The organism is Hamadaea tsunoensis DSM 44101 (assembly GCF_000428945.1).
GTDB lineage: Bacteria > Actinomycetota > Actinomycetes > Mycobacteriales > Micromonosporaceae > Hamadaea > Hamadaea tsunoensis.
The window spans coordinates 38,593-65,104 of the sequence record NZ_KE386822.1; the positions used below are offsets into that span (position 1 = coordinate 38,593).

26 protein-coding genes are annotated in these 26,512 nt (G+C 70.5%); 18 read left to right on the forward strand and 8 right to left on the reverse strand.

Features of this window, described 5'->3' with window-relative positions; all coding sequences use genetic code 11:
• Positions 1-83: 83 nt before the first annotated feature.
• The 7 genes from whiA to G401_RS0140690 all read left to right on the forward strand — a co-directional run bounded on the left by whiA (position 84) and on the right by G401_RS0140690 (position 7,035).
• Positions 84-1,067, forward strand: coding sequence for a DNA-binding protein WhiA (gene whiA / locus G401_RS0140660; protein ID WP_027347005.1), 984 nt, complete (start codon positions 84-86; stop codon positions 1,065-1,067).
• Between the two features lie 234 nt (positions 1,068-1,301).
• Entirely contained in the window at positions 1,302-2,306 is a 1,005-nt protein-coding gene (gap, locus tag G401_RS0140665) for a type I glyceraldehyde-3-phosphate dehydrogenase (RefSeq protein ID WP_027347006.1), read from the forward strand.
• Complete coding sequence (locus G401_RS0140670) at positions 2,303-3,508, forward strand: phosphoglycerate kinase (RefSeq protein ID WP_027347007.1); 1,206 nt, start codon at positions 2,303-2,305, stop codon at positions 3,506-3,508. Before gap ends, G401_RS0140670 begins: the two co-directional genes overlap by 4 nt.
• A gap of 2 nt (positions 3,509-3,510) precedes the next feature.
• Entirely contained in the window at positions 3,511-4,296 is a 786-nt protein-coding gene (gene tpiA, locus G401_RS0140675; protein ID WP_027347008.1) for a triose-phosphate isomerase, read from the forward strand.
• Positions 4,297-4,505: 209 nt separating this feature from the next.
• Positions 4,506-6,266 carry an ABC transporter substrate-binding protein gene (locus G401_RS0140680; RefSeq protein ID WP_027347009.1) on the forward strand — a complete coding sequence of 587 codons (1,761 nt, stop codon included), beginning with the start codon at positions 4,506-4,508 and terminating at the stop codon, positions 6,264-6,266.
• Positions 6,267-6,390: 124 nt separating this feature from the next.
• Positions 6,391-6,642 (forward strand): preprotein translocase subunit SecG, encoded by a 252-nt coding sequence (gene secG / locus G401_RS0140685; protein ID WP_027347010.1) that lies wholly within the window; start codon positions 6,391-6,393, stop codon positions 6,640-6,642.
• 189 nt (positions 6,643-6,831) lie between these two features.
• Positions 6,832-7,035, forward strand: a complete 204-nt coding sequence (locus G401_RS0140690; protein ID WP_027347011.1) for a cold-shock protein — start codon at positions 6,832-6,834, stop codon at positions 7,033-7,035.
• An 85-nt stretch (positions 7,036-7,120) separates the two neighbouring features.
• Here G401_RS0140690 and pgl read toward each other — a convergent pair whose 3' ends face one another.
• Genes pgl through tkt form a run of 6 tightly spaced genes read right to left on the reverse strand, consistent with a single transcriptional unit; the run spans position 7,121 to position 15,274 of the window.
• Complete coding sequence (gene pgl, locus G401_RS0140695; protein ID WP_027347012.1) at positions 7,121-7,897, reverse strand: 6-phosphogluconolactonase; 777 nt, start codon at positions 7,895-7,897, stop codon at positions 7,121-7,123.
• Positions 7,894-8,871 carry a glucose-6-phosphate dehydrogenase assembly protein OpcA gene (locus G401_RS0140700; RefSeq protein WP_027347013.1) on the reverse strand — a complete coding sequence of 326 codons (978 nt, stop codon included), beginning with the start codon at positions 8,869-8,871 and terminating at the stop codon, positions 7,894-7,896. Before G401_RS0140700 ends, pgl begins: the two co-directional genes overlap by 4 nt.
• Positions 8,872-8,882: 11 nt before the next feature.
• Positions 8,883-10,430 carry a glucose-6-phosphate dehydrogenase gene (gene zwf, locus G401_RS0140705; protein WP_027347014.1) on the reverse strand — a complete coding sequence of 516 codons (1,548 nt, stop codon included), beginning with the start codon at positions 10,428-10,430 and terminating at the stop codon, positions 8,883-8,885.
• A 1-nt stretch (position 10,431) separates the two neighbouring features.
• Positions 10,432-12,045: a hypothetical protein gene (locus tag G401_RS0140710; RefSeq protein WP_027347015.1), complete on the reverse strand. Its 1,614-nt coding sequence runs from the start codon at positions 12,043-12,045 to the stop codon at positions 10,432-10,434.
• On the reverse strand, positions 12,045-13,151 hold the full coding sequence (gene tal / locus G401_RS51815; protein ID WP_034594691.1) for a transaldolase: 1,107 nt from the start codon (positions 13,149-13,151) through the stop codon (positions 12,045-12,047). The genes G401_RS0140710 and tal overlap by 1 nt, the downstream gene beginning before the upstream one ends.
• A gap of 32 nt (positions 13,152-13,183) precedes the next feature.
• Positions 13,184-15,274 carry a transketolase gene (gene tkt / locus G401_RS0140720; protein WP_027347016.1) on the reverse strand — a complete coding sequence of 697 codons (2,091 nt, stop codon included), beginning with the start codon at positions 15,272-15,274 and terminating at the stop codon, positions 13,184-13,186.
• Between the two features lie 261 nt (positions 15,275-15,535).
• Here tkt and G401_RS0140725 point away from each other — a divergent pair, with 261 nt between their 5' ends.
• The 3 genes from G401_RS0140725 (at position 15,536) to G401_RS0140735 (ending at position 17,949) form a co-directional block, all read left to right on the forward strand.
• Positions 15,536-16,486 (forward strand): heme o synthase, encoded by a 951-nt coding sequence (locus G401_RS0140725; RefSeq protein WP_407636976.1) that lies wholly within the window; start codon positions 15,536-15,538, stop codon positions 16,484-16,486.
• A 194-nt stretch (positions 16,487-16,680) separates the two neighbouring features.
• Positions 16,681-16,998, forward strand: coding sequence for a hypothetical protein (locus G401_RS0140730; RefSeq protein ID WP_027347018.1), 318 nt, complete (start codon positions 16,681-16,683; stop codon positions 16,996-16,998).
• 36 nt (positions 16,999-17,034) lie between these two features.
• Positions 17,035-17,949 carry an ATP-grasp domain-containing protein gene (locus G401_RS0140735; protein ID WP_027347019.1) on the forward strand — a complete coding sequence of 305 codons (915 nt, stop codon included), beginning with the start codon at positions 17,035-17,037 and terminating at the stop codon, positions 17,947-17,949.
• Between the two features lie 44 nt (positions 17,950-17,993).
• Here the strand turns inward: G401_RS0140735 and G401_RS0140740 are convergent, their stop codons facing one another.
• The gene (locus G401_RS0140740) at positions 17,994-18,290 is read right to left on the reverse strand and encodes a hypothetical protein (protein WP_027347020.1); all 297 of its coding nucleotides are present in this window, start codon (positions 18,288-18,290) and stop codon (positions 17,994-17,996) included.
• A gap of 59 nt (positions 18,291-18,349) precedes the next feature.
• The gene (locus tag G401_RS0140745) at positions 18,350-19,291 is read right to left on the reverse strand and encodes a COX15/CtaA family protein (RefSeq protein ID WP_034594774.1); all 942 of its coding nucleotides are present in this window, start codon (positions 19,289-19,291) and stop codon (positions 18,350-18,352) included.
• A 177-nt stretch (positions 19,292-19,468) separates the two neighbouring features.
• Between G401_RS0140745 and G401_RS0140750 the strand changes: the two genes are divergently transcribed.
• The 8 genes from G401_RS0140750 (at position 19,469) to sufC (ending at position 26,510) form a co-directional block, all read left to right on the forward strand.
• Positions 19,469-20,341, forward strand: a complete 873-nt coding sequence (locus tag G401_RS0140750) for an ABC transporter substrate-binding protein (RefSeq protein ID WP_027347022.1) — start codon at positions 19,469-19,471, stop codon at positions 20,339-20,341.
• 2 nt (positions 20,342-20,343) lie between these two features.
• Positions 20,344-21,189 (forward strand): amino acid ABC transporter permease, encoded by an 846-nt coding sequence (locus G401_RS0140755; protein ID WP_034594776.1) that lies wholly within the window; start codon positions 20,344-20,346, stop codon positions 21,187-21,189.
• On the forward strand, positions 21,186-21,932 hold the full coding sequence (locus tag G401_RS0140760) for an amino acid ABC transporter ATP-binding protein (protein ID WP_027347024.1): 747 nt from the start codon (positions 21,186-21,188) through the stop codon (positions 21,930-21,932). Before G401_RS0140755 ends, G401_RS0140760 begins: the two co-directional genes overlap by 4 nt.
• 171 nt (positions 21,933-22,103) lie before the next feature.
• Positions 22,104-22,805, forward strand: a complete 702-nt coding sequence (locus G401_RS51820; protein WP_034594695.1) for a helix-turn-helix transcriptional regulator — start codon at positions 22,104-22,106, stop codon at positions 22,803-22,805.
• Between the two features lie 3 nt (positions 22,806-22,808).
• The gene (sufB, locus tag G401_RS0140770; protein ID WP_027347025.1) at positions 22,809-24,224 is read left to right on the forward strand and encodes a Fe-S cluster assembly protein SufB; all 1,416 of its coding nucleotides are present in this window, start codon (positions 22,809-22,811) and stop codon (positions 24,222-24,224) included.
• Positions 24,224-25,423 (forward strand): Fe-S cluster assembly protein SufD, encoded by a 1,200-nt coding sequence (gene sufD / locus G401_RS51825; RefSeq protein ID WP_051367967.1) that lies wholly within the window; start codon positions 24,224-24,226, stop codon positions 25,421-25,423. The genes sufB and sufD overlap by 1 nt, the downstream gene beginning before the upstream one ends.
• A complete protein-coding gene (locus G401_RS0140780; RefSeq protein WP_027347026.1) occupies positions 25,420-25,752 on the forward strand; it encodes a non-heme iron oxygenase ferredoxin subunit in 333 nt (110 codons plus the stop codon). The genes sufD and G401_RS0140780 overlap by 4 nt, the downstream gene beginning before the upstream one ends.
• The gene (gene sufC / locus G401_RS0140785; protein ID WP_027347027.1) at positions 25,749-26,510 is read left to right on the forward strand and encodes a Fe-S cluster assembly ATPase SufC; all 762 of its coding nucleotides are present in this window, start codon (positions 25,749-25,751) and stop codon (positions 26,508-26,510) included. The genes G401_RS0140780 and sufC overlap by 4 nt, the downstream gene beginning before the upstream one ends.
• Positions 26,511-26,512 lie beyond the last annotated feature (2 nt).

Here is a 26,512-nt window from a genome sequence, read left to right on the forward strand (position 1 = left end):
GGGCGGAAACGGCGTACACATCCGCCGTGCTACTCGTTAAGAACAGACGGCAGGCGGAGCAGGCTAGAGGGTGGGATGGCGCGATGGCGATGACCGCGGCGGTCAAGGACGAGCTCAGCCGGGTGGACGTTCCCAAGCCCTGCTGCCGGCGGGCGGAGATGGCGGCGCTGCTGCGCTTCGCGGGCGGCCTGCACATCGTGTCGGGCCGGGTCGTCGTCGAGGCGGAGCTGGACACCGGGGCGGTGGCGCGGCGGCTGCGCACGACCGTGGCCGACCTGTACGGCTACCCCAGTGAGATCCACATCCTGGCCTCCGGCGGCCTGCGCAAGGGCAGCCACTACATCGTCCGGGTGGTGAAGGACGGCGAGGCGCTGGCCCGCCAGACCGGGCTGCTCGACGTGCGCGGCCGGCCCGTGCGCGGCCTGCCGCCGCACGTGGTCAGCGGCAACATGTGCTGCCAGGTGGCGGCGTGGCGGGGCGCGTTCCTCGCGCACGGCTCGCTCACCGAGCCCGGCCGCTCCTGCGCGCTGGAGATCACCTGCCCCGGCCCGGAGTCCGCGCTCGCCCTGGTGGGCTCGGCCCGCCGGCTCGGCATCACGACCGCGAAGGCCCGCGAGGTCCGCGGCGTCGACCGGGTCGTGGTCAAGGACGGCGACGCGATCGCCGCGCTGCTCGCCCGGGTCGGCGCGCACGCCAGCGTCCTCGCCTGGGAGGAGCGCCGCGTACGCCGGGAGGTGCGGGCCACCGCGAACCGGCTGGCGAACTTCGACGACGCGAACCTGCGGCGCTCGGCGCGCGCGGCGGTGGCGGCCGCGGCCCGGGTGACCCGCGCGCTGGAGATCCTGGCCGAGGACGCGCCCGGCCACCTGACCAGTGCCGGCCGGCTGCGGCTGGAGCACCGCCAGGCGTCCCTGGAGGAGCTGGGCGCCCTGGCCGACCCGCCGCTGACCAAGGACGCGATCGCCGGGCGGATCCGGCGGCTGCTGGCCCTGGCCGACAAGCGAGCCCGCGACCTGGGCATCCCCGACACGGAGGCGGCGGTCACCCCGGAGATGCTGAGCGTCTGATCCGGGGCGCCGCGGGCGGCGCCCGCATGACGAGCGTGTAACCACGATCACACGCCGCGGACAGCGTCGTACCGCGGCGCCCGGCCTTTGTCCTGGCCGGGACCGGCGCCGATCCTCGGACCTGGGAACTACTCCCGGTGACGATTGGGATAGGGTCGCTGAGGAAGGCGACGCTGCCGGACAGATTTATTCGGCCGCCGGCGTGACGCCGGCGCTAGCGAGGAGATGGGACCTGTGACCATCCGGGTTGGCATCAACGGGTTCGGCCGTATCGGCCGCAACTTCTACCGGGCGCTGCTGCAGTCGGGCGCGGACATCGAGCTGGTCGCCGCGAACGACCTGACCGACAACGCCACGCTGGCGCAGCTGCTCAAGTACGACAGCATCCTGGGCCGCCTGCCGTACGAGGTGAAGGCGACCGAGGACGAGATCACGGTCAACGGCAAGTCCTTCAAGGTCTTCGCCGAGCGCGACCCCGCCAAGCTGCCGTGGGGCGACCTGGGCGTGGACGTCGTCATCGAGTCGACCGGTCTGTTCACCGACGCCGCCAAGGCCAAGGTGCACGCCGACAACGGCGCGAAGAAGGTCATCATCTCGGCTCCGGCCAAGGGTGAGGACATCACGATCGTCATGGGCGTGAACCACGACAAGTACGACGCGGCGGCGCACACGATCATCTCGAACGCCTCGTGCACGACGAACTGCCTGGCCCCCATGGCCAAGGCGCTCAACGACGCGATCGGGATCGAGAAGGGTCTGATGACCACGATCCACGCGTACACGCAGGACCAGAACCTGCAGGACGGCCCGCACAAGGACCTGCGCCGCGCCCGCGCCGCCGCGATCAACGTGGTTCCCACGTCGACCGGCGCCGCGAAGGCGATCGGCCTGGTGCTGCCGGAGCTGAAGGGCAAGCTGGACGGCTTCGCGATGCGCGTGCCGATCCCGACCGGCTCGGCCACCGACCTCACCTTCACCGCGGCCCGTGAGACCACGGTGGACGAGGTCAACGCGGCGGTCAAGGCCGCCGCCGAGGGCGCGCTCAAGGGCTACCTGACCTACACCGAGGACGAGATCGTCTCCAGCGACATCGTCACCGACCCGGCCTCGTGCATCTTCGACGCGGGCCTCACCAAGGTCATCGGCAACCAGGTCAAGGTCGTCGGCTGGTACGACAACGAGTGGGGCTACTCGAACCGCCTGGTCGACCTCGTGAAGTTCGTGGGCGCCTCGCTGTGACGATCAAATCCCTCGACACTCTGCTGGACGAGGGAGTCTCGGGTCGGCGCGTCCTCGTACGCGCCGACCTGAACGTCCCCTTCGTCAAGGGGTCGTCGCCGGCCGAGATCGCCGACGACGGCCGTATCCGGGCGGTCCTGCCGACCGTCGTCGCTCTGCGTGACGCGGGTGCGGCGGTCATCGTGGTGTCGCACCTCGGCCGGCCGAAGGGCGCACCGGACCCCGCGTACACGCTGGCGCCGGTGGCCGAGCGGTTCGGCGAGCTGCTGGGCGAGCCCGTCGCGTTCGCGACCGACACCGTGGGCGAGTCCGCTCAGGGCGTGGTGGCCGGGTTGCAGTCCGGCCAGGTGGCCCTGCTGGAGAACCTGCGCTTCAACGCGGGCGAGACCAGCAAGGACGAGGCCGAGCGGGGCGCGTTCGCCGACCAGCTCGCCGCGTACGCCGACGTCTATGTGGACGACGCGTTCGGCGCGGTGCACCGCAAGCACGCCAGCGTCTACGACGTGCCGGCCCGGCTCCCGCACTACGCGGGCGGCCTGGTGCTGCGGGAGGTCGAGGTCCTCCGGGAGCTGACCGGCGACTCGCAGCGGCCCTACGTCGTGGTGCTCGGCGGCTCGAAGGTCTCCGACAAGCTGGCCGTCATCGAGGCCCTGCTGCCGAAGGTGGACAAGCTGCTCATCGGCGGCGGCATGTGCTTCACCTTCCTCAAGGCCCAGGGCCACGGGGTCGGCGGCTCGCTGCTCCAGGAGGAGATGGTGGGCACCTGTGCCGACCTGCTCGCCCGGGGCGGCGACAAGATCGTGCTGCCGGTGGACGTCGTGGCCGCCGACAAGTTCGCGGCCGACGCCGCGGTCCAGACGGTCCCCGCGACGGAGATCCCGGACGGCTGGCTGGGCCTGGACATCGGTCCGGAGTCGGTGCAGCTGTTCGCCGGCGCCCTCGCCGACGCGAAGACGGTCTTCTGGAACGGCCCGATGGGCGTGTTCGAGCTGGCTCCCTTCGCCGCCGGTACGCGTGGCGTCGCCGAGGCGATCACCAAGGTCGACGGCCTGACCGTCGTCGGCGGCGGTGACTCGGCCGCGGCCGTACGCGCGCTCGGCATCGACGAGTCCGGCTTCGGGCACATCTCGACCGGCGGCGGCGCGTCGCTGGAGTACCTGGAGGGCAAGGCCCTGCCCGGCATCACCGCGTTGGAGAAGTGAACATGGCCGAGGTCAAGCGCCGTCCGCTGATGGCCGGCAACTGGAAGATGAACCTCAACCACCTCGAGGCCATCGCGCTGGTGCAGAAGCTCGCGCACACGCTCACCGAGAAGGAGCTGACCGACGTCGAGGTCGTCGTGCTGCCGCCGTTCACGGACATCCGCAGCGTGCAGACCGCGATCGACGGCGACAAGTGGCAGATCGGCTTCGGCGCGCAGGACCTGTCGCAGCACGCGGCGGGCGCGTACACGGGTGAGATCTCGGGCGCGATGCTGGCCAAGCTCGGCTGCCAGTACGTCGTCGTCGGGCACTCCGAGCGCCGGGAGTACCACGGCGAGGACGACGCGCTGGTCAACGCCAAGGTCAAGGCGGCGCTGGCCAACGAGATCGCGCCGATCCTGTGCGTCGGCGAGGGTCTGGAGATCCGGGAGGCCGGCGAGCACGTCGAGCACACCCTGGCCCAGGTCGCGGGCGGCCTCGACGGGCTCAAGTCCGAGCAGGTCGAGAAGGTCGTCATCGCGTACGAGCCGGTGTGGGCGATCGGCACCGGCAAGACCTGCGCGGCCGAGGACGCCCAGGAGGTCGTGGCGGCCATCCGGTCGCACGTGGCCGGCGTGTTCGGCTACGAGACCGCCCAGAAGGTACGCGTCCTCTACGGCGGCTCGGTGAAGGCGAACAACGCGGCCGGCATCATGGCCCAGCCCGACGTCGACGGCGCGCTCATCGGCGGGGCGAGCCTGATCCTGGACGAGTTCGTCGGTATCGCGCGGTTCTCGAAGCAGTCCTGAACAGTAGTCACGAACAGTCCTGTTCGCCCGAAAGGCCGGTCCGCTGGACCGGCCTTTCGCGTCCCCGGAAGATGCCCGGGTGACTGCGGCATGACGGTGCGTGTCCCAAGGTCAGAAGATGGTTGCGATTCCACCGGGGCGCCTTCTGCGGCACCGGGGGGCGCGCCTAGAGTGTCGGAGTCCCGACCTCCACCCCTCGCGAGGACACGATGAGTTCCTTCTCCGCCCAGCACCTCCTCCGCCGGGCCTCGCTGCGTCGCGGCCTGGCCGCTTCGGCGGTGGCACTGATCGCGCTCGGCTCGAACGCGGCCTGCGACTCGGCCGCATCGAGCTCGTCCGACGCACCGACCAAGGGCGGGAACCTCTACGTCTACGTCGCGGCCCTGCCGGACCACCTGGACCCGCAGCAGATCAACGCGGCCACCGACGCCAACGTGTCGCGGCTGATCACGCGTACGCTCACCATGACGAAGGCGGAGCCCGGCGCGGCCAGCAGCGAGCTGGTCCCGGACCTCGCCACGGACACCGGGCGGCCCAGTGACGGCAACAAGACCTGGGAGTTCAAGCTCAAGGACGGGGTGAAGTGGCAGGACGGCGCGGCCATCAACTGCGCCCAGCTGAAGTACGGCGCGGAGCGCAACTTCTCCGACCTGATGAGCGACGGCCTGCCCTACGTCCGGCTCTACCTGGACAAGCAGCCGGCCGGCTACAAGGGCCCGTTCCTCGGCAACAACAACAACGGCAACGGTCTGACCTCCGTGGAGTGCCCGGACGCGCGGACCATCCGCTACCACCTCAAGCAGCCCGTCGGTGACTTCGGCTACGTGGCCGCCCTGACCCAGCTCGCCCCGGTCCGCCCGGAGCAGGACGGCCAGGACAAGAAGAAGTACGACGAGGAGCCCTTCGCGACCGGCCCCTACAAGATCGGCTCGCGGACCGACGACCGGATCACGCTCGTCCGCAACGACAACTGGGACCGCAGCACCGACGCGGTGCGCAAGGCGTTCCCGGACCAGATCCTGGTCGTGGCCGGCCCCAGCGCGGCCGAGCAGACCAACATGTTCATCGACGACCAGGGCGAGGCCCACTCGGGCATCATGCTCGACCAGGACGTCGCCCCGAACTTCCTCCAGCAGGTCGTCAACGACCCCGAGCTGTCGGCGCGTACGGCGGGCGGTTCCACGGGCGCGGTGCGCTACTTCGCCATCAACACGCGCAAGCTCACCAACCTCAAGTGCCGCCAGGCCATCGAGTACGCGTTCGACAAGCGCAAGTTCCGTACCGCGCTGGGCGGCTCGATCATGGGCGACCTGGCGACCGCGATGATCCCGCCGTCGCTCAGCTCGCACAAGGACTTCGACGTCTACGGCAACAACAGCCACCCCGACGGCGACGTCGAGAAGGCGGCCGAGCTGTTCAAGGCGGCCGGCGCGGCGTGCCCGAAGGAGCTGCGGGTCGCGTACCGGGACACCGCCGCCATCAAGCGCCTGATGAAGCCGCTGACGGAGATGTACCTCAAGGTCGGTATCAAGATCACGCCCGTGCCGATGCCCGTGGCCACCTATTACCACGACATCTCCGACTCGGCGCTGAACTTCGACCTGATCTACGCCGGCTGGGTGCCCGACTACCCGAACGGCTCGGCCGTGATCCCCGCCCTCTTCGACGGCCGGGACCTGCCGGAGCCGGGGGACACCGGTACCAACAACTACTCGTTCTTCCACAACGAGGACATCGAGCGCCAGATCGACGAGGCCGTCTCCGAGCCGGACCTCGAGCGCCAGTACAAGCTGTGGGGCGAGCTCGACGAAAAGATCATGGAGCAGGCCGCGGCCATTCCGGTGATCTTCAACGACGCGCAGCGGATCTACGGCTCGAACGTCACCGGCGTCTTCCTGACCCCGATGTACGCGCAGCCGGATCTGTCGGCGATCGGTCTGAAGGACCCGTCCGCGTCGAACGCGTCCTAGTCCGGACGGCGGAGCTGATTTCTCCGGGACCGGGGCGTGCCCTTCGCGGCGCGCCCCGCTATCCTGGTTCACGTTGTTCGCCCGGCGCCCTCGGCCGCCGCGGCGCCCCTGGAGAGGACGACCCGTGCCCATTGCGTTCGCGTACACGCTGATCGTGATCCTGCTCATCACGAGCGGCCTGCTGACCCTGCTGATCCTGCTGCACCGTGGCAAGGGCGGCGGCCTTTCCAGCATGTTCGGCGGCGGCGTCTCCTCCAACCTGGCCGGGTCCTCGGTCGCGGAGAAGAACCTCGACCGCTACACCGTGCTCGTGGGCATCATCTGGTTCGCGTGCATCGTCGGCCTCGGCCTCTGGCTCAAGCTCGCGGTGAAGTGACGGATACCGCCCGGCGTGTCGGGGGTACGCTCTGTCGCCCGGCCTTGCCGATGCGGTAGACTCAGATAATCTTTTTGCGTTGTGGTTCACTCGCGCCGCCTTGCTTCCAAGGTTTCGCGTGCTCCACTGCTTGAAGGTCACGTTGCAGTAAGCACGTGGAAGTAACCCACTCAAGGGAGTAAGGCACACATGGCACAGGGAACCGTGAAGTGGTTCAACGCGGACAAGGGCTTCGGCTTCATCTCGGTCGACAATGGCGGCCCGGATGTGTTCGTCCACTTCTCTGCCATCCAGTCCAGCGGCTACCGTAGCCTCGAGGAGAACCAGCGGGTCGAGTTCGAGATCGCTCAGGGGGCCAAGGGTCCGCAGGCCGAGCAGGTCCGCCCGCTCTGATCTTCAGAGCTGCGAGAAACACAATGAAAGCCCCCGGACGATGTCCGGGGGCTTTTTCGTGTCTGCCGGCTTCCGCCGGACCCTGCTAGGACCGCAGGGAGACCGTCTTCGGCGGCAGGTCGGCCGCGGCGGCCCGGTCGAGCAGCCAGAGCGTCCGTTCCGTGCCTTCCACGCCGCCGGCGGGCAGCTGTACGCGTCCCGCGCCGGAGATCGCCATCCCGATCGGGGCCGCCTTGTCGGGTCCCGTCGCGATCAGCCACACCTCCTCGGCGGTGTTGATCGTCGGCAGGGTGAGCGTGATGCGTACCGGCGGGGGCTTGGGCGCGCCCCGGACGGCGGCCACGGCCCGCGTGTCGTACGCGGCCGGCTGCTCCGGGAAGACCGAGGCGACGTGCCCGTCCTCACCCACCCCGAGCAGCAGCAGGTCGAAGTGGGGGAGCCGGGCGCTGCCGGGTGCCGCCGCGGCGGCCAGTTCGGCGGCGTACGCGGCCGCGGCCGCCTCCGGGTCGTCACCGGCCGGCCCGTCCGAGGGCGGCATCGGGTGCACCCGCGCCGGATCGAGCTTGAGCGCGTCCAGCAGGGCCGTCCGCGCCTGGGTCTCGTTGCGGTCGGGGTGGCCCGCCGGCAGGAACCGCTCGTCGCCCCACCAGATGTCGACCCGGTTCCAGTCGATCGCCGACAGCGCCGGGCTGGCCGCCACCGCCTGGTAGACGGCGGCGGCGACCCGGCCGCCCGTGAGGACGACGGCGACGTCCCCCCGGGCGGACTGCGCGTCGATGAGGCGTACCAGGAGACGGGCCGCCACGGCCTCGGCGAGCAGTTCCTTGTCGCCGTGGACGATGACGGAGTGCTCCGTGCTCACGAGTTCACCAGGATCTTGGCGGTCCGCTTCGCCGGGCGCTTGTCGAGATCGTGGGTGCCGGTGGCGGCCGCCAGCGCCGTCGCGTACGGCTGATCCGCGTCGAGCCGGCGCAACTCCTCCGCCAGCTCTTCGCCCAGGCGGCGGGTGACCAGCGGCAGGATCCGGTCGTCCACGCCGGTACGCGACAGGACGGCCGTCCCTTCCCGCCGGGTGAGCGTCATGTGCCCGTCGCCGTCGGAGCCGGTGAGGGTGAGCGAGACCTCCTCCAGCCGGCCGGAGGCCGCGGGGGAGATCGTCGGGACCACGCCGAGCCGGACACCGAGCCAGCCGGCCAGCAGCGCGGCGGTGGGGTCGTTCTCGGCGGCGGTGACCGTGACGCCGGTCGCCCGCTGCTCGGTGAGGGTGTCGAACGCGCCCGCGATGAGCGTGCGCCACGGGGTCGTCCGCGTCCACGCCAGGTCGGTGTCGCCGGGCGCGTAGTCGGCGGCCCGCTGGCGCAGGGCCTTCAGCGGGTCGGCCGACTGGGCCACGTCGGTGATGCGCCGCTCGGCGACGACGCCCAGCGGGTCCTCGCCGATGCGGTCCGGCGGTACGCCGTGCCACCAGGTGACGACCGGCACGTCCGGCGCGAGCAGCGGCATGACGACGGACTCGGCGTGCCGGGCGACGCCGCCGTGCATGCGCAGCACGACCGCCTCCGCCGGCCCGAGCCGCCCGCCGACGATGATCTCGGCGTCGAGCCGGTCCTTCGCCGGATCGGTGTTGTTCTCACCGATCCGGCTGACCACGATCAACCGGCACGGATGCGAGGCCGCGGCGATGGTCGCTGCGTCCTCGACCGCGCGTACCCGGGCTTCTTCCACGACGACGACCAGCGTGAGCGCGAGTCCGCTCGCCACGCCGCCGGCGGAGTGCCGCTCGGCGGCGAGCTTGCGCACCACCTCGGCGCCGGTGGTGTCCCACAGAGCCAACATGTGCCTGCCTCCTAAGCCCGGCGCCAGGCGCGGCCCTCGCGCGCCAGCATCTCGTCCGCCTCGATCGGTCCCCACTCGCCCGCCCGGTAGGGGGCGGGCTTGGTGCCGACCCACGCCTCCTCGAGCGGGTCGATGACGCGCCAGCTCTCCTCGACCTCTTCGGCCTGGGGGAAGAGCGTCCGGTCGCCGATGAGCACGTCGAGCACCAGCCGCTCGTACGCCTCCGGACTCGCCTCGGTGAACGCCTCGCCGTAGGAGAAGTCCATGGCGATGTCGCGCAGCTCCATGGCGGTGCCCGGGACCTTCGAGCCGAACTTGAGCACGACGCCCTCGTCCGGCTGGACCCGGATGACCAGCTGGTTGTTGCCGAGCAGTTCCACGTCGTCGGGGTTGAACGGCAGGTGCGGCGCCTTCTTGAACAGGACGGCCACCTCGGTGACCCGGCGCGGCATGCGCTTGCCGCAGCGGATGTAGAACGGCACGCCGGCCCAGCGCCGGTTCTGGATGCCCAGCTCGACGGCGACGTACGTCTCGGTCGTCGAGGTGGGCGGGACGTCGGTCTCCTCCAGGTAGCCCGCCGCCGGCTCGCCGGCCACCCAGCCCGCGGTGTACTGGCCGCGTACGGTGCCGGCCGCGATGTCGTCCGGCAGCGTGATCGCGCGCAGCACCTTCAGCTTCTCCGCGCGGATCTCGGTGGCGTCGAACGACGTCGGCTCCTCCATCGCCACCAGCGCCAGCAACTGGAGCAGGTGGTTCTGGAGCACGTCCCGCGCGGTGCCGACGGAGTCGTAGAAGCCGGCACGCGTACCGATGCCGACGTCCTCGGCCATGGTGATCTGGACCGAGTCGACGTACTTCGTGTTCCACACCGGCTCGAACAGGGCGTTCGCGAAGCGCAGGGCCAGGATGTTCTGGACCGTCTCCTTGCCCAGGTAGTGGTCGATGCGGAACACGTCGGGAGCGGTGAACACGTCGTCGACGAGGTCGTTGAGCTGCTTCGCCGAGGCCAGGTCGTGGCCGAACGGCTTCTCCACCACGACCCGCCGCCAGCCGCCCGACTTCTCGTTGCTGGCCATCCCGGTCCGGTCGAGCTGCTTGAGCACGGTCGGGAAGGCGGCCGGCGGGATCGAGAAGTAGAACGCGGCGTTGCCCTTGATCCCGTGCGTCTCGCGGAGCTGGTCCAGGGTCTGCGCCAGCGAGTCGAACCCGGCGTCGTCGTCGAACGCGCCCGCGACGAACTTGATGTTGCCGACCAGCCGCTGCCAGACCTCTTCCCGCCACGGCGTACGCGCGTGCGCCTGGGCGTGCTCCTTCGCGAAGTCCTCGAAGTCGCCGTCACCCCAGTCGCGGCGCGCGTACCCGAGCACGACGAAACCGGGCGGCAGCAGCCCCCGGTTCGCGAGGTCGTAGATGGCGGGGATCAGCTTCTTGCGGGCCAGGTCGCCGGTCACGCCGAAGATGACCAGCGCGCACGGCTCCGGGATGCGGGGCAGGCGGCGGTCCTGAGGATCGCGTAGGGGGTTGCGCGGTCCCTCGACGGTCTTACGGGATCGGGGCATGTCAGGCTCCCAGGCTGCGGGCCGCGGCGAGCAGCCGTTCCAGGCCCGCCGCGCGGTCGGTCAGGTGCAGGTGCAGCAGCGGACGGCCACGCCCCGCGAGGGCCTGGCGGTCGCCCGCGGCCTGGGCCGCCTGCAGCTCGCCGAAGCTGTACGCCTGCCCCGGAACCGCGAGGTCCTCGGCGACCGCGCCGGTGATCTGCAGGAACGAGCCGACCTGCGGACCGCCCTTGTGGAACTGGCCGGTCGAGTGCAGGAACCGGGGGCCCCAGCCGAACGTGACCGGCCGGCCGGACGCGGCGGCGAGCAGCGGGCGTACCTGCGCGGCGGTGGCGTCCCCGAACCGGTCCAGGTACGCCATCACGGCCAGGTACCCGTCGGCGCCCAGCCCGTCGAGCAGCGCCTTGAGGGCCTCCTCGACCGTCTGCGCGGGCGCCGAGGAGTAGCCGGTGACCGGGCCGTCGGTGAACGTGGCCGCGATGGTCGGCGTACCGGATTCGAGGATCTTCTTGGTGTTCTCCTTGGACTCGGTCACGTTGGGCTGGTCGAACGGGTTGATCCCGATGACCCGCCCGGCGATCGCCGTGGCCGCCTCCCAGGCGAGGAAGTGCGCGCCGAGCGGCCCGTTGACCGCGACCGTGCCGGGCGCGGGCGGCGTCGCCATGTCCGTCGCGCCGCCCACCACCACGGTGAGCACGTCGTCACCGGTGGCGCCGGGCGCCTCGGGCGACTCCACGACGACCGGCAGGATTCCCTTGCCGAGCTTGCCCGTGGACTCCGCGATCAGCTGCTCGGCCCAGTCACCCAGGCCGACGATGCCGCTGCCGTCCTCGGCCAGGCTCACCTTGTCCCGGCCTTCGAGCGCCGCCGCGCCGAGCAGCGCGCCGAGCGCCAGCGACGGGTTGCCCTCGGTCGAGGAGAGCCCCTCGCCCAGCTCCGCGGCCTGGTCGAGCAGCTCGGCCACGTCCACGCCGGCCAGCGCCGACGGCACCATGCCGAACGCGGTCAGCGCCGAGTAGCGCCCGCCCACGTTCGGGTCCGCGAGCACCACGAAGGCGCCCATCTCGCGCGCCGTCTGCTCCAGGGGCGAGCCCGGGTCCGTGACGATCACGAAATGCCGGCCCGCCTCGGCCTCCGACAGTCCCAGGTCGAGGAAGGCCTGCCAGTACGCGCGGCGGTGGCTGTCGGTCTCGACGGTCGAGCCGGACTTGCTGGACACGACGACGACCGTGCTCGCCAGGCGGTCGCCGAGCGCGGCGCGTACCTGGTGGGGGTCGGTGGTGTCGAGGACGGTGAGCGGCCGGCCGAGCGTACGCGCGATGACCTCGGGCGCGAGCGAGGAGCCGCCCATGCCGGCGAGCACCACGTGGTCCAGGTCGGCGAGCTCGGCGGTGAGCTCGGCGAGCTGGGGGAGCAGGGCCCGGGAGCGCTCGACGGTGTCGATCCAGCCGAGCCGGATCGAGGCCTCGGGCTGCGCGTCGGCACCCCAGAGCGTCGCGTCCTTGGCCGCCAGCTTCGCCGGTACGCCGTCGTCGACCAGCTGCGCGCGGGCCTGCGACGGGTCGGCGGGGGCGTCGGCCCGGACGGCGAGCCCGGCGGCGAATTCCACTTCGGACATCAGGCGTTCTCCAGTTTCTTGCTGATGCCGTCGAGCAGCTCGGTCCAGCTGGCCTCGAACTTGTCGACGCCCTCGCGCTCCAGGACCGCGTACACGTCGTCGAGGTCGATGCCGGCGGCGGTGAGCTCGGCCATGACCTTCGCGGAGTCGGCGAAGTGCGGGGTGACCGTGTCGGCGGCCGGGTGGCCGTGGTCGGCGACGGCGTGCAAGGTCTTCTCGGGCATGGTGTTGACGGTGTCCGGGGCGATCAGGTCGTCCACGTAGAGCGTGTCGGGGTAGTCCGGGTTCTTGGTGCCGGTCGACGCCCACAGCGGCCGCTGCACGTTGGCGCCGGCGGCCTTGAGCGCGGCCCACCGGTCGCCCCCGACGACCTCCAGATACGCCTGGTACGCCAGCCGCGCGTTGGCGACCGCCGCCTTGCCCTTCAGCTCGGGCCGGCCGAGGCCGTCGAGGCGCTTGTCGATCTCGGTGTCCACCCGGGACACGAAGAACGACGCGACAGACTCGATCTTGGACAGGTCGTGGCCGTTGGCCTTCGCCTGCTCCAGGCCGGACAGCCAGGCGTCGAGGACGGCCTTGTAGCGCTCCAGCGAGAAGATCAGCGTCACGTTCACGCTGATGCCGCCGGCCAGCGTGGCCGTGATGGCGGGCAGGCCGGGCTCGGTGGCCGGGATCTTGATGAACAGGTTCTCCCGGTCGACGAGCCACCACAGCTGCTTGGCCTCGGCGATCGTCGCGTCGGTCACCATCGCCAGGCGCGGGTCGACCTCGATCGAGACGCGCCCGTCCCGACCGTCGCTCGCGTCGAACGCCGGTCGCATCACGTCGCACGCCCACCGGACGTCGTACGTGGTGATCATGCGGGCGGCCTCGTCCACGGTCACCTTGCGGACGGCCAGGTCCTTCAGCTGCTCGGCGTACAGCTCCGAGGCGCCGAGGGCACCCGCGAAGATGGTCGGATTGCTGGTCACGCCCACGACGTGCTGGTCGCGGACGAGGCCGGCCAGCGAGGTCGCCTTGCCGCCGTCGGCGAGGCGCTCGCGGGAGATGTCGTCGAGCCACACCGCGACGCCCGCGGCCGAGAGCTCGCCCAGTATGTCGGTCATTGCTGCCGTCTCCTTCTCGGAGTGATTCGGTCTCAGTTGCCGGTCGTCGAGCCCTGGACCGCACCCGTACGCGACAGCGCCGCGTGGGCCTTGGCCACCACGTTGTCCGGGGTGAACCCGAACTGCTCGAACAGCACCTGGTAGGGCGCGGAGGCGCCGTAGTGCTCCAGGCTCACGCACTCGCCCTCGTCGCCGACGAGGTCGCGCCACGACATCGCGATGCCGGCCTCGATGCTGACCTTCGCGGCCGCCCTCGGCAGAACCTCGTCCTTGTACGCGCGGTCCTGCGCCCGGAACCACTCCTGGCAGGGCATGGAGACGACGCGGGTCGGCGTACCGGCCGCTTCGAGACGCTTGCGGGCCTCGACGGCCAGCCCGACCTCCGAGCCGGTCGCCATCAGCACGACCTGCGGGGTACCGCCCGACGCCTCCACGAGGACGTAGCCGCCCTTGAGGAAGGACTCGTAGCTCATCGCGGCCGGGTCCTGCACCGGCAGCGCCTGCCGGGTGAGGGCCAGCGCGGTCGGCCGGTCCGTGTGCTCCAGCGCGGCCCGCCACGCGTACGCGGTCTCGTTGGCGTCGCCCGGGCGCACGACGTCCAGGCCCGGGATCGCCCGCAGCGCCGACAGGTGCTCGACCGGCTGGTGGGTCGGGCCGTCCTCGCCGAGGCCGATCGAGTCGTGCGTCCACACGTAGGTCACCGGCAGGCCCATGAGGGCCGCGAGGCGTACGGACGGTCGCATGTAGTCGCTGAACACGAGGAACGTGCCGCCGTAGGGGCGGGTCTTCCCGTGCAGGGCGATGCCGTTGAGGATGCCGCCCATGCCGTGCTCGCGGATGCCGAAGTGCAGCGTCCGGCCGTAGATGTCGCCGGGGAACTCCTTGGTGGCGTGGTCCGGCGGGATGAACGACGGCTCGCCCTTCATCGTGGTGTTGTTGCTCTCGGCCAGGTCGGCGGAGCCGCCCCACAGCTCGGGCAGGACCCCCGCCAGGCTGTTGAGCACCTCGCCGGAGGCGGCCCGGGTGGCGATCGCCTTCGCGTCGGCCTTCCACTGCGGCAGCGCGCCCGTCCAGCCGTCCGGCAGCGTACGCGCGACCAGCCGGTCCAGCAGCTCCTTGCGCTCCGGGTTGGCGGCGGCCCACTTGTCGAACGCCTTCTGCCACTCGGCGTGCTCCTCGGCGCCCCGGGCGAGCACCTCGCGAGCGTGGCCGAGCACGTCGCCGGCGACCTCGAAGGACAGCGCCGGGTCGAAGCCGAGCACCTGCTTGGTGGCGGCCACCTCGTCGGCGCCCAGGGCGGAACCGTGGATCTTGCCGGTGTTCTGCTTGTGCGGCGCCGGCCAGCCGATGATCGTCCGCAGCGCGATGAAGCTCGGCCGGTCCGTCTCCGCCTTGGCGGCCTCGATCGCCGCGAAGAGCGCCTCGACGTCCTCGTGGTAGCTGCCGCCCGCGGTCCAGTCGACCCGCTGGGTGTGCCACCCGTACGCGGCGTAGCGCTCGACGACGTCCTCGGACTTCGCGATCTTCGTGTCGTCCTCGATGGAGATCTCGTTGTCGTCGTAGATCACGACGAGGTTGCCCAGCTGCTGGTGGCCGGCGATGGCGCTCACCTCGTGGGTGATGCCCTCCTCGATGTCGCCGTCCGAGCAGATGACGTAGATGTTGTGGTCGAACGGGCTCTGCCCGGCCGGCGCGTCCGGGTCGAACAGGCCGCGCTCGCGGCGGGTGGCCATCGCCATGCCGACCGCGTTCGCCAGGCCCTGCCCGAGCGGGCCGGTGGTGGTCTCGACGCCCTTGGTGTGCTTCCACTCCGGGTGGCCCGGCGTCAGCGAACCCCATTGGCGCAGCTGCTGCAGGTCCGACAGCTCCAGCCCGTAACCGCTGAGGTACAGCTGGATGTAGAGGGTCAGGCTGCTGTGGCCGCACGACAGCACGAAACGGTCGCGGCCGAGCCACTGGGGATCGGCCGGGTCGTGCCGCATCACCCGCTGGAAGAGCAGGTACGCCGCCGGGGCGAGGCTCATCGCCGTCCCGGGGTGACCGTTGCCCGACTTCTCCACGGCGTCCATGGCCAGCACCCGGACGGTGTCCACGGCGCGCTTGTCCAGATCAGACCAGTTCATCGACTCGTCCTGCTCCCCTGCGAATCATGCGGTAACGCTGAATCATGCGGTGATGCTCCGGACGAAGTTTCCGGCCGGAGTATGTCGCTGGCGGCCCCGGTGTCGCCTTTACACCTGTGACCCTACAAGCCGTGTCTAAACCGCGTACGCGATCTCCCTCACTTACCCGCGGGGTGCCGTGCTACCCCTCGGGGCGTGTGACGGGCCGCACGTCGGCGAGGCAGCCGAATGGCCGACCGGCGCCTTCTGTACCCTTTGCCGGTGAGCACGCTCGCCGCAGAGCCGGCCCCGCCTGTTGAGATCCCCCCACGCGACGCCCCCGAAGGCGTGCGCGCGCGGCGGAACGTCCGGGCGGTCTTCGCCGCGTACCTCAGCCTGACCAAGCCCCGGATCGTGGAACTGCTGCTGGTGACCACGGTCCCGGCGATGATGCTGGCGGCCGGGGGCGTCCCGTCGATCGGTCTCATGATCGTCGTACTCGTCGGCGGATCGCTCGCCGCGGGCGCGGCCAACGCGCTCAACTGCTACATCGATCGCGACATCGACGTGCTGATGCGGCGCACCTCCCGGCGGCCGCTGGCGGTGCACAGCGTCACCCCGCGTTCGGCGCTGGTCTTCGGGCTCGTCCTCGCCGCGGTGTCCACCGTCCTGATGGCGGTGTTCACGAACTGGCTCGCCACTCTGCTGACGATCGGCGCGGTCGCGTACTACGACCTCGTCTACACGCTCTGGCTCAAGCGCACGACCTGGCAGAACACGGTGTGGGGCGGCGTGTGCGGCGCGGCGCCCGTGCTGATCGGCTGGGCGGCCGTGACCGGCGGCCTGGCCTGGCCGGCGTGGCTGATGTTCGCGATCGTGTTCCTGTGGCAGCCGCCGCACTTCTACGCGCTGGCGATCAAGTTCAAGGACGACTACGCGCGCGCCGGCATCCCGATGCTCCCGGTCGTACGCTCGCTGCGCCGGGTCGGTCTGGAGAGTGTGATCTACGTCGTGCTGACCATGGCCGCCTCCGTGGCGCTGTGGCCGTTCGGGATGAGCTGGATCTACGGCGTCCCGGCGATCGTGCTCGGCCTGGCCTTCCTGAAGGAGGCCGTCGCCCTCTATGCTCAGGCCCGCCGCGGCGAGACCGTCAAGCCGATGAAGATGTTCCACTGGTCCACCACGTACCTCACCCTCCTGTTCGTGGCCATCGCCGTCGACGCCATCCTTTGAAGCCTTAAGTCGGGACTCGCCCGAATTCACTGCTCGTCGATGACCGTGCCAGTTTGACGGTCCCCTATGTCCCATATTGACTGGGATGAAATTGGGCAAACCTAGGTAAACCGCGAGTTGCTCTCAGGTAACGCGAGTCACAGAACTGCTTCGTTTCGGGCGTCCGCGTCCTCGGTCTGCTTATGGTTCTCCTCATGGCAGATGGTTCCGATACGACCCTCATCGAGACGCCCGAGGCGACGCTGATCTCCGGCATCAAGGAGTTCGCGGCCGCGCACGGCGGAGCGACGGCGGTCATCGAGTACGTCGGCAGGCGGGGCGCCCGCATCGTGCTGGTGGGTACCGACGGCGGCTGGGGCGATCTCGTCGCACCGACCACCCAGGTCGCCCGGGCGGCATGCGAGCAGGCCGGCGTAGAAGTGGAGAACGGCTGGGAGCGGGAGCTCGTGGAGCTCATGCGGCCGAGCAACGACCTCTGGCGGTCGATGTCCAAGCGGACGTTGGCCCGCTGATCTCCATTCGCACCACCCCCTAGTAACGTTGACGACGTGAACAACCCCTTACAGACTGGCGACGCGACCCGGGCCGAGGCCCGGGTCGCTCTCGTTACCTGTCGTGAACTGCCCCTGCTCGAGGACGACGACCGCCTGGTGATCGAGCCCCTGGCCCGGCTGGGCGTGCGCGCCGAACCCGCGGTCTGGGACGACCCGGACGTCGACTGGTCGGCCTACGACCTCGCGGTCGTGCGGTCGCCCTGGGACTACTTCTACCGGTACGCCGAGTTCCTCGCGTGGGCCGCCGCAGTGGACCGGCTCGCCAACCCGGCCGCCGTCGTCGCGTGGAACACCGACAAGCGCTACCTGCGGGAACTGGCCGCAGCCGGCGTACGCGTCGTGCCGACCACCTGGATCGAGCCGGACGACGTCTTCGTGGCGCCCGAGGGTGACTACGTCGTCAAGCCGGCCGTCAGCGCGGGGAGCAAGGACACCGGCCGCTACGGTCCCGCCGAGGCCGGCCTGGCCGCCGCCCACGTACGCCGCCTGCAGGACGCCGGCCGCCTCGTGATGGTGCAGCCCTACCTGCCCGCCGTGGACACGTACGGCGAGACCGCCCTGCTGTACTTCGCCGACCCGGCGACGGGGGAGCTCGCGTACAGCCACTCGATCCGCAAGGGCGCGATGCTGACCGGCCCGGACACCGGCACGGACAGCCTCTACGTCCCCGAGGCGATCGAGCCCCGCGAGCCGACCGCGGCGGAGTTCGAGGTGGCCCGCCAGGTGCTCGCGGCGACCCCGCCCGGCCTGCTGTACGCCCGCGTCGACCTCATACCGGGGGTCGACGGCGATCCGGTGCTGGTGGAGCTGGAGCTGACCGAGCCCAGCGTGTTCCTCGGGTACGCGCACCAGGCGGCGGACCGGTTCGCGGCGGCCATCACGGGACGGCTGAACCGGGCGCCCAGGTAAGGCGGATCACCGTCCCGCACCGCTGCCGGCCGGGCCCGTGGCCGTTACCGGTCGATGCTGAAGGCGCGTGCTTCGTCGAGTCCGCTGCGGACGCGTGCCTGCAGGTCGTCGAGGCAGCCCGCGGTGTCGTCGGCCCGCTGCTGGGCGAGTCCGAGCAGCTCGGAGGCCCGCTCGAACAGTGGCACGGCGTGGGCGGCCTCACCCTGGCGGACCAGCGCGGCGATCGTCTCGACGACCTGGCCGGCGGCTTCGGCGTACCGGATGGCGCCCCAGTAGTCGAGATCCGTGTCGGCCGCGAACGCCTTCTCGACCGCGCTCGCCAGCGCCGTGGGGTCTACCACGGACCGACGGCGCAGGGAGGGGGCCACGCCGCACATCATGCACCGCCGGGTGCGTCCGGTCACGACCTTTCCGGCACACCTGCCGCGTTTGCAACCGTCAAGTTATCTTCCCTTGACCGTCCGGCTGACTGGAGGCGTACAGCGGGGGCGTTCGCGGGGGCTCCGGGGCGCAGCGTCCACCCCAGTCCGAGCGCCGCGACCCAGGCCAGCGCCGCGCCGAGCATGTGCGCGCCGACCAGGATCACCGGCAGGTGCGTGAAGTACTGAACGAAGCCGATCAAACCCTGCGCGGCCAGCACGACGACGAGGATCGCCGCGGCGCGCGTACCCGCCGTGGCGCCGAACGCCCGCAGCGCCAGCCAGGCCGCGATCGCCAGGCCGAAGACCAGGAAGACCAGGTCGGCGTGCACCTGCGCGATCTGCGCCGGGTCCAGGCCGTTGCGGCGCGCATGCTCGTCGCCCGCGTGCGGTCCGCTGCCGGTCACCATCGTTCCCACCACGAGTACGCCGAGACAGGCCGCCACGACGGCGCCGCCCAGCCAGCGCAGTTCCCGGGGGACGGGGAGGTTCGCCGAGGGCGGGCCGGCCGCCCGCCAGAACCCGTACGCGGCCGCGATGATCCCCATCGACACGAGGAAGTGGCCGCCGACCAGCCAGGGATTCAGTCCGGACAGGACGACCAGGCCGCCCCAGACGATCTGCGCCGGAATGCCGACGAGCGTCGCGACCGCCCAGCCCAGCCCCCGCCGGTGCAGGTACGCGAGCAGCAGCGCGGCGAGCATGAAGACGATGAGGGCGCCGTTGAGCGTACGGTTGCCGAACTCGATGACGCCGTGCACGCCCATGGCCTTGGTGGTGGTGAGCGACTCGGCGGTGCAGCGGGGCCAGGTCGGGCAGCCGAGGCCGGAGCCGGTGAGGCGGACCGCGCCGCCGGTGACGACGATGCCGATGTTGGCGACCAGGTTGGCCATCGCGGTCACCCGCAGCAGCCGCTCCGACATCACGCCGGACTCGCGGAGTGCGGCCGGGGACAGCCGGCCGAGGAAACGCCTGACGGGGGACGGTGGCACGGCACCGAGCATAGCCACGGCCCGGGTGTGTCCGCGCTCACGCCGCGCTCCCGAGATGGTTCACACCCCGTTCATCGGTGATCGCGGGCAGCTTCCTATGCTGCTCACATGATCCGCCGACCCCTCCTCCTCGGTATCGCGACCGCGGCCTTGAGCGCCGCCGCCCTCACGGCGTGCGCGCCGGCCGACGACACGAGCACCTCTCCTTCCGCGGCCGCGTCCGGGGCCGCCTGCGCCAAGGACTCGCTGAAGACGCTGGCCGCCGGGAAGCTGACCGTCGGCACCGACGAGCCCGTCTACGAGCCGTGGTTCGTCGACAACAAGCCGGACAACCAGAAGGGCTTCGAGGGCGCGGTCGCGTACGCGGTCGCGACGAAGCTCGGCTACCAGCCGGCCGAGGTCGTCTGGACCCGGGTGACCTTCAACAACGCCATCGCGCCCGGTGCGAAGACCTACGACTTCGACATCAACGAGTTCTCGATCACCGACGACCGCAAGAAGGCGGTCGACTTCTCCTCGCCGTACTACGACGTGCGGCAGACCGTGATCGCGCTGAAGTCCTCGAAGATCGCCGGGGCGAAGTCGCTGGCCGACCTGAAGAACGCCAAGCTCGGCGCCCAGGTCGGGACGTCCTCCTACACCGCCATCACCGACGTCATCAAGCCCGGTACGCAGCCCGCCGTCTTCAACAACAACGACGACGCCAAGAAGGCGCTGCAGAACGGCCAGATCGACGGCCTCGTCGTGGACCTGCCGACGGCGTTCTACATGACCGGTGCCGAGATCGAGAACTCCCTCATCGTCGGCCAGCTGCCCCCGACCACGGGGAACGTCGAGCAGTTCGGTCTCGTGCTGGACAAGGGATCGGCCCTGACCGCGTGCGTCAGCCAGGCCGTGGACGCCCTCAAGGCCGACGGGACGCTGGCGAACCTCCAGAAGCAGTGGCTCTCGCAGGACGCGGGCGCGCCCGAACTCTCGTGACGATCACCGACACCTGGCGGCCCAGCGCCGTCGAACAGGAGCGGATCGCGTACCGGCGACGGCGCGCGATCCGCTCGGTTCTGCTCGCGGCGGCCTCGACGGCGGTGCTCGGCACGCTGCTGGCCGTCGGCGTCACGAACTCGCCGGGCTGGCCGCGGGTCAAGGAGTCCTTCTTCGACCTCGCGGTCGCCCAGGACTCCCTGCCGGCCATCCTGGACGGCCTCGTGCTCAACATCGAGCTGCTGATCTGCTGCGCGCTGGGCGCGATGGCGCTGGGCCTGCTCATCGCCGTGCTGCGTACGCTGCGCGGGCCGGTCGCCTTCCCGGTCCGGGCGCTGGCCACCGGCTACACGTACGGGTTCCGGGGCGTACCGCTGATCATCGTGCTGTACGTGATGACGCTCGGCGTACCGGGGCTGCGGCTGTCGGGCATGCCGTCGACCCTCGTCCTCGGCGGCCTGGCGCTCGTGATCGTCTACGGCGCGTACCTGGCCGAGGTGTTCCGGGCCGGCATCGAATCGGTGCACCCGAGCCAGCTCGCCGCCGCCCGCTCGCTCGGCCTGACCTACCGCCAGACCATGCGCCACGTCGTGCTGCCGCAGGCCGTCCGGCGGGTCGCGCCGCCGCTGCTCAACGACACCGTCGCCCTGCAGAAGGACGTCGGCCTGGTCTCGCTGGCCGGACCCATCGACGCCGTACGCGCGGCGCAGATCCAGGTCGCCGAGCACTTCAACTTCACCCCGTACATCGTCGCCGGGGTGCTGTTCGTCCTGCTGGCCCTGCCGCTGATCGGCGTCACCGACTGGGTGACCCTGCGGGCGGCCCGACGTCAGGGGGCCCGTTCATGAGTCCCGTCCTCCAGTGCCGGGGGCTGCGCAAGACGTTCCACGGTTCGGTCGTCCTCGACAGCCTCGACCTCGACGTCGCCGAGCACGAGGTCGTCGCGCTCATCGGCGCCTCGGGTTCGGGCAAGTCGACCCTGCTGCGCTGCGTGAACCTGCTCGAACGGCTGGACGACGGCACGATCCACCTCGGCGGGGAGCACATCACCGACCCCCGGGCCGACGCCGACCGCGTACGCCGGCAGATCGGGATCGTGTTCCAGGCGTACAACCTGTTCCCGCACATGACCGTGCTGCAGAACATCCTGCTGGCGCCGGTACGCGTACACCGGCGGGCGAGGGCCGAGGCGGAGCAGGCGGCGCGGACGTGGCTGGACCGGGTCGGCCTGGGCAACCGCGCGGGTGACTATCCCGACCGGCTCAGCGGCGGCCAGCAGCAGCGGGTGGCGATCGTGCGGGCGCTGGTCAACAACCCGCGGCTGCTGCTGCTCGACGAGGTCACCAGCGCGCTCGACCCGGAGCTGGTCGGCGAGGTGCTGTCGATGGTGCGGGAGCTGAAGGGCGACGGGATGACCATGGTCCTCGCCACCCACGAGATGGGCTTCGCCAAGCAGGTCGCCGACCGCGTCGTCTTCCTCGACGGGGGAAGAGTCCTCGAACAAGGCCCGCCCGAACAGGTCCTCGGCGACCCGGTGGAGGCGCGGACCAGGCAGTTCCTCAGCCGCATCATCGAAGCAGGTCGTCTGTGACCGACCCCGACGATCTTGCGCGAACGTACCGGCACTTCGGGCATTCCGCGCAGATTTTGAGGCATTCGCGCAAGATCGTCGGAACGGATTAAAGTTAGGCTTACCTCCGGTGGGCTGGATCACCGGGGCCCGGGTTTGCGCACCTGAGAGCAAATAAGTCACACTGGTGTAGTGGAAATCCAGACCGAGACTCCTGCGGGCGCCGACCGGCGTACCCGGGACAAGGTGCTGGAACTGCTCGGCCAGGCACCGGCGACCGCCGGCCAGCTCGGCACCGCGCTCGGCCTGAAGCCCGCCGCGATCCGCCGGCATCTCGACGCGCTGTGCGCCGACGGCCTGCTGACCGGCCGCGAGCTGCCGGCGAAGGGCCGGGGCCGGCCGGCGAAGATCTTCAGTCTGACCCGGCTGGGCCGCGAAGGCCTCGGCGGGCACTCGTACGACAACCTGGCCGCCGCCGCGCTGCGGTGGCTGGCCGCGCGGGGCGGCGAGGCCGAGGTGGCCGAGTTCGCCCGGGCGCAGGTCGAGACGCTGGAGACCCGCTGCCAGGAGGCGATGAGCGAGGCCGGCGACGACCCGGTGGCGCGGGCGGAGGCGCTGGCCGGCGCCCTGACCGCCGAGGGTTACGCCGCGAGCGCCTCGGTGATCGCCACGGGCGGGCAGCTGTGCCAGCACCACTGCCCGGTGGCGCACGTCGCCGCCGAGTTCCCCCAGCTCTGCGAGGCGGAGACGGCGGTCATCGGCCGCCTCGTCGGCTCGCACGTGCAACGGCTGGCGACCATCGCCCACGGCGACGGGGTGTGCACCACGCACATCCCCGGCCAGCTCCACCAGATCCAGACCCACCAGACACACCCGATAACGGTGAGGGATTAGCTCATGACCGAGATCACGCAGGAAGAACACCTCGCTGCGCTAGGCAAGTACGAGTACGGCTGGGCCGACTCGGACCTCGCCGGTGCCGCGGCGCAGCGCGGCCTGAACGAGGCCGTCGTCCGGGACATCTCGGCGAAGAAGAACGAGCCCGAATGGATGCTCGACCTGCGGCTCAAGGGACTTCGCCTGTTCGGCCGCAAGCCGATGCCGGCGTGGGGCGCCGACCTGTCGGGGATCGACTTCGACAACATCAAGTACTTCGTGCGGTCCACCGAGAAGCAGGCGGCCAGCTGGGAAGAGCTGCCCGACGACATCAAGGCGACCTACGACCGGCTCGGCATCCCGGAGGCGGAGAAGCAGCGCCTCGTGGCCGGCGTCGCCGCGCAGTACGAGTCCGAGGTCGTCTACCACAAGATCCGTGAGGATCTCGAGGAGCAGGGCGTCCTCTTCCTCGACACGGACACCGCGCTCAAGCAGTACCCGGAGATCTTCCAGGAGTACTTCGGCACGGTCATCCCGGTGGGCGACAACAAGTTCGCCGCGCTGAACACGTCCGTGTGGTCCGGCGGCTCGTTCATCTACGTGCCGAAGGGCGTGCACGTCGAGATCCCGCTGCAGGCGTACTTCCGGATCAACACCGAGAACATGGGCCAGTTCGAGCGGACGCTGATCATCGTCGACGAGGGCGCGTACGTGCACTACGTCGAGGGTTGCACCGCGCCCATCTACTCGTCCGACTCGCTGCACAGCGCGGTCGTCGAGATCATCGTCAAGAAGGGCGGCCGCTGCCGCTACACGACGATCCAGAACTGGTCGAACAACGTCTACAACCTGGTCACCAAGCGCGCGGTCTGTCACGAGGGCGCGACCATGGAGTGGATCGACGGCAACATCGGCTCCAAGGTGACGATGAAGTACCCGGCCGTCTACATGACCGGCGAGCACGCCAAGGGCGAGGTGCTCAGCGTGGCCATGGCCGGCGAGGGCCAGCACCAGGACGCGGGCGCCAAGATGGTGCACGCCGCGCCGCACACCAGCAGCACGATCATCTCGAAGTCGATCGCGCGCGGCGGCGGCCGCACGTCCTACCGCGGCCTGATCCAGGTACTCGAGGGGTCGCACCACAGCAAGTCCACGGTCAAGTGCGACGCGCTGCTGGTCGACACGATCTCCCGCTCCGACACCTACCCGTACGTCGACATCCGCGAGGACGACGTCGCGATGGGGCACGAGGCCACGGTCTCCAAGGTGAGCGAGGACCAGCTCTTCTACCTCATGTCCCGCGGCATGTCCGAGGACGAGGCCATGGCGATGATCGTGCGCGGCTTCATCGAGCCGATCGCCAAGGAGCTGCCCATGGAGTACGCCCTGGAGCTGAACCGCCTGATCGAACTGCAGATGGAAGGTGCCGTCGGCTGATGACGACGCTTACGAACGCCGCTCCGCCCAAGACCAAGAGTCAGGCGCTGCGGTCCTACGATGTCGCCGATTTCCCGGCCCTCACGGGTCTGGAGGAGGAGTGGCGTTTCACCCCGCTCAAGCGCCTGCGCGGACTCGCCTCGGCGACCGACGCGGTGGCGACCGGGGCGGCCCCGAAGCACGAGGCCGTCTCGCTGCCGGCCGGCGTGACGCTGTCGTCGATCGGGCGCGACGATCCCCGGCTGGGCAGCATCCTCGCGCCGTTCGACCGGATCAGCGCGCTCGCGTACGGGGGTGCGCCGGAGGCGCTGCTCGTCAGCGTGGCCAAGGAGGCGACCCCCGGTGAGCCTGCCATCCTGCGGCTCGTGGGCGGCGGCGCCGAGGGGCTGTCCTTCGGCCACACCTTCGTCGACGTCGGCCCGATGGCCGAGGTCACCCTCGTGCTGGAGCACACCGGCAGCGCCACCCTCGCCGACAACGTCGAGGTGTCGGTCGGCGCCGGGGCGCACCTGGTCTTCGTCACCATCTCCTCGTGGGCGCCGGACGCGGTCCAGGCGCAGCACATCCGGTTCCGGCTCGGCCGGGACGCCAAGGCCACGCACGTGCAGGTGACCCTCGGCGGCGACCTCGTACGCCAGTACACCTCGGTCGACTACGCGGACCGCGGCGGCGACATGAGCGCGTACGGGCTGTACTTCGCGACCGAGGGGCAGCACCAGGAGCACCGCCTGCTGGTGGACCACTCGGTGCCGGACTGCCGGTCCTACGTGGGCTACCGCGGGGCGCTGCAGGGCGAGCAGGCGCACACGGTCTGGGTCGGCGACGTGCTGATCCAGAAGGAGGCGACCGGCACCGACACCTACGAGATCAACCGCAACCTGCTGCTGAGCGACGGGGCGCGGGCCGACTCGGTGCCGAACCTGGAGATCGAGACCGGCGAGGTCGCCGGGGCGGGCCACGCCAGCACGACCGGCCGGTTCGACGACGAGCACCTGTTCTACCTGATGGCCCGGGGCATTCCCGAGACCGAGGCGCGCAAGCTGGTCGTGCGCGGCTTCTTCGCCGAACTGCTGGCGAAGATCCCGGTCGAGGAGATCCGCGAGCGGCTCGGCGGCGAGATCGAGGCCCGCCTCGTCGACGCGGAGTCCGCGTCGGTCGCCGCGGCGAAGGTCGAGGAGATCACGGAGGGGGCGCTGTGAGCGAGCTTCTCGCCTGCGCCGTCGACGAGGTCGCCAAGGGCGCCGCGCTGCGGGTGGAGCTGGCGGGCGTCGACATCGCGATCGTGCACGCCGACGACGACAACTTCTACGCGATCCACGACGAGTGCTCGCACGCGGCCGTGCCGCTGTCGGACGGCGAGGTCGACGGCTGCACCCTGGAATGCTGGCTGCACGGCTCGCGTTTCGATCTTCGTACCGGCGAGCCGACGGGGCTGCCGGCCACCGAACCCGTCCCCGTCTATCCCGTCGAGATCCGCGACGGTTCTGTCTACGTCAGTCTGACGTCGAGCAATGGAGTCACCCGATGAGCGTCCTGGAAATCCGCGACCTGCAGGTGTCGGTCAAGCTGCCGGAGGGCGAGCTCAAGCCGATCCTGGCCGGCGTCGACCTGACCGTACGCGCGGGCGAGACCCACGCGATCATGGGTCCCAACGGCTCGGGCAAGTCCACGCTCGCGTACTCGATCGCGGGGCACCCGAAGTACGAGATCACCGGCGGCTCGGTCCACCTGGACGGCCGGGACGTGCTGGCGATGACGGTCGACGAGCGCGCCCGCGCCGGGCTGTTCCTCGCGATGCAGTACCCGGTCGAGGTCCCCGGCGTCTCCGTGGCGAACTTCCTGCGGACCGCCAAGACCGCGATCGACGGCGAGGCGCCGAAGCTGCGTACGTGGGCCGCCGAGCTGAAGGGCTCGATGGAGAAGCTCGGCATGGACCCGGCCTTCGCCCAGCGCAACGTCAACGAGGGCTTCTCCGGCGGCGAGAAGAAGCGGCACGAGATCGTGCAGCTCGAACTGCTCAAGCCGAAGATCGCCATCCTCGACGAGACCGACTCCGGCCTCGACGTCGACGCGCTGCGGGTGGTCAGCGAGGGCGTGAACCGCGTACAGGCCAACGGGGACACCGGTCTGCTGCTGATCACGCACTACACGCGCATCCTGCGCTACATCAAGCCCGACTTCGTGCACGTCTTCGTCGCCGGCCGGATCGTCGAGGAGGGTGGTCCCGAACTCGCCGAGAAGCTGGAAGCCGAGGGCTACGTCGCCTACACCACCGCCGCGGCCTGAGA

Coding starts and splice junctions, on each gene's coding strand:
- whiA (WP_027347005.1), top strand. CDS start 84: ATGGCGATGACCGCGGCGGTCAAGGACGAGCTCAGCCGGGTGGACGTT.
- tpiA (WP_027347008.1), top strand. CDS start 3,511: ATGGCCGAGGTCAAGCGCCGTCCGCTGATGGCCGGCAACTGGAAGATG.
- G401_RS0140680 (WP_027347009.1), top strand. CDS start 4,506: ATGAGTTCCTTCTCCGCCCAGCACCTCCTCCGCCGGGCCTCGCTGCGT.
- G401_RS0140690 (WP_027347011.1), top strand. CDS start 6,832: ATGGCACAGGGAACCGTGAAGTGGTTCAACGCGGACAAGGGCTTCGGC.
- G401_RS0140700 (WP_027347013.1), bottom strand. CDS start 8,871: ATGTTGGCTCTGTGGGACACCACCGGCGCCGAGGTGGTGCGCAAGCTC.
- zwf (WP_027347014.1), bottom strand. CDS start 10,430: ATGCCCCGATCCCGTAAGACCGTCGAGGGACCGCGCAACCCCCTACGC.
- G401_RS0140710 (WP_027347015.1), bottom strand. CDS start 12,045: ATGTCCGAAGTGGAATTCGCCGCCGGGCTCGCCGTCCGGGCCGACGCC.
- tal (WP_034594691.1), bottom strand. CDS start 13,151: ATGACCGACATACTGGGCGAGCTCTCGGCCGCGGGCGTCGCGGTGTGG.
- tkt (WP_027347016.1), bottom strand. CDS start 15,274: ATGAACTGGTCTGATCTGGACAAGCGCGCCGTGGACACCGTCCGGGTG.
- G401_RS0140730 (WP_027347018.1), top strand. CDS start 16,681: ATGGCAGATGGTTCCGATACGACCCTCATCGAGACGCCCGAGGCGACG.
- G401_RS0140745 (WP_034594774.1), bottom strand. CDS start 19,291: ATGTCGGAGCGGCTGCTGCGGGTGACCGCGATGGCCAACCTGGTCGCC.
- G401_RS0140750 (WP_027347022.1), top strand. CDS start 19,469: ATGATCCGCCGACCCCTCCTCCTCGGTATCGCGACCGCGGCCTTGAGC.
- G401_RS0140760 (WP_027347024.1), top strand. CDS start 21,186: ATGAGTCCCGTCCTCCAGTGCCGGGGGCTGCGCAAGACGTTCCACGGT.
- sufB (WP_027347025.1), top strand. CDS start 22,809: ATGACCGAGATCACGCAGGAAGAACACCTCGCTGCGCTAGGCAAGTAC.
- sufD (WP_051367967.1), top strand. CDS start 24,224: ATGACGACGCTTACGAACGCCGCTCCGCCCAAGACCAAGAGTCAGGCG.
- sufC (WP_027347027.1), top strand. CDS start 25,749: ATGAGCGTCCTGGAAATCCGCGACCTGCAGGTGTCGGTCAAGCTGCCG.